Raw genomic sequence first — 1847 nt, 5'->3', positions numbered from 1 at the left:
ATATGTTACCATATCATTGTTATCGTGTTAAGCAATCAATAATGCTCATAAAGAAAAGGTCCTCAAATTAGTATAAAGCCTTGATAAATCAAGGTTTATGCTAATTATTAATGCACACAACAAAATATGCTCAAAATTTTATAGATACTCCTTGAGCAAACGGAGCTTGTCTGCCAGCGTTGCCGAGGTCTAGGTTTTATGGCACACGTAGTCTCTGTTGGTTGCATGGGTGCTGATTTCGACCGGCCGACTGGGTTCAGCAGGCAGATAAAGATGGAAGATCCTTCAAATATCACGAATCAGGTATACAGTTGGGCGTGCAGGCTTCTTGAAATGTATTGGGATGGACTTCCGATTCGGAGAATTGGCATAAGTGTGACACAACTTACAACTGACACGGAATATCAGTTATCTTTATTTGATACTCGTCGAGAGAAATCAATGGCACTTGAGCGGGTTACTGATGCGCTGAAGAATAAATATGGAGAATCAATTGTTATGAGGGCAGTTTCCAAAACTGAAGCGGGTCAAGCGATCGATCGCTCTGCGAAGATAGGAGGACATTATAAATGACACGTAAATTACTTGATGGTAACGGACTCTGGGAGTCAAGTCGTATGATGCTGCCGGAACATAAGTATGCAATTAATCGTAAACAACATGAGGAGGGGCGAAAAAATAAACCAATACTGGATGGACAGGAAATCGAGCTGATTGAGACTGCATTAGTCGAGTCTTTTCATGAACATCGTAGCGTTACAGTACAGATTTTTGATGAATATCAAGATGTTAACTTTACAGGAATCGTGACTGTGATTCATACTTATAGACGGGAGATAAAACTTTCGATCTCATCTGGTGAATGGGAATGGATTAAAATTGAAGACATTATTTCAGTATCGTAATATCCCTCAACATATGCTATGAAAAGGCTATTTAAGCGAATTAAGCATCTCATAAAAATAGGGCTCTACGGATCTTTGTGGTGAAATCATAAATTCTAATATCTAGAGATTTACTCGGTTGTTCCTCTTCACAAAATCCGAAGAACCAAAAAAAACAAACGCTGACTAGCGATTTGTTTTTTTGGTTCTATTTCTTTTTGTGCAGATTGCAGCTTTCCTAGATTCGATGATTTTTCTCTTCATCAGACTTATGATCAAACCACCACTCATCATACTCTTCGATACATTTACAAACTAAAGTGAGTTGTTTTGTAGAAACCCAGAAGCCATCCTCCCTGATCACTCCTTTCCTTACTTTAAACTAATACTCACTTTATCGATTTATGGCCTTAGATCTTACGAATATAACTTCTTTGATAGCATATTACTTTGAATTATTTATTGTCCCTTTTTGCTGCTCTTTCTAAAATAAAATCATGATATATTTTCTGAATTTCCTCAGCTGTTGAACCGAAATATTCGCTTGCTGATTGGAAATTTCTTATATCAGCTCCGTTATCTTGGTTCAATTCATTCACCTCATTGCTAATATAATTGTAAACATCATTTTTCGTATTTTGGCTATATTTAGATCCTGAAACTTTGGTGGAGTTAAACACGATTGTATACTCGATTATTTTTGAGCCTTCTTTTTCAACTACATACTTCCCTGTATATAGCTTGTCATTAATGGGGATTTCAGAAAAAATAGTTAATCTAATGTTACCGAATGGTTTTCTTATAGATACATTTCTTAAGTGAGCATTTTGCATTAATCTGAGTCCTTGATACACAAGGATTTCCACACATAAAAAAGGGACTTCACCCCAACTTGGCGAAGTTTTTCGGTGACCAAACCAAAAACCTCAAGAATGGAGGAAGTCACCTTGTATATTCTCCAAG

General features: G+C 36.8%; 3 protein-coding genes. 2 read left to right on the top strand and 1 reads right to left on the bottom strand.

Annotation, left to right across the window (positions count from 1 at the left end):
• Window positions 1-144 precede the first annotated feature (144 nt).
• Together ACPV3A_RS37570 and ACPV3A_RS37565 are read left to right on the top strand one after the other, a co-directional pair.
• Entirely contained in the window at window positions 145-573 is a 429-nt protein-coding gene (locus ACPV3A_RS37570) for a hypothetical protein (protein ID WP_256719875.1), read from the top strand.
• On the top strand, window positions 570-905 hold the full coding sequence (locus tag ACPV3A_RS37565) for a YolD-like family protein (protein WP_063477670.1): 336 nt from the start codon (window positions 570-572) through the stop codon (window positions 903-905). The genes ACPV3A_RS37570 and ACPV3A_RS37565 overlap by 4 nt, the downstream gene beginning before the upstream one ends.
• A gap of 434 nt (window positions 906-1339) precedes the next feature.
• On the opposite strand, the gene ACPV3A_RS37560 is transcribed toward ACPV3A_RS37565, so the two are convergent.
• Window positions 1340-1717 (bottom strand): hypothetical protein, encoded by a 378-nt coding sequence (locus ACPV3A_RS37560; RefSeq protein ID WP_063477669.1) that lies wholly within the window; start codon window positions 1715-1717, stop codon window positions 1340-1342.
• Window positions 1718-1847: the final 130 nt, after the last annotated feature.

The sequence above is a fragment of the Paenibacillus sp. Dod16 genome (assembly GCF_049893405.1).
Lineage (GTDB): Bacteria > Bacillota > Bacilli > Paenibacillales > Paenibacillaceae > Paenibacillus_AQ.
This window is presented reverse-complemented; position numbering and strand designations above follow the sequence as displayed.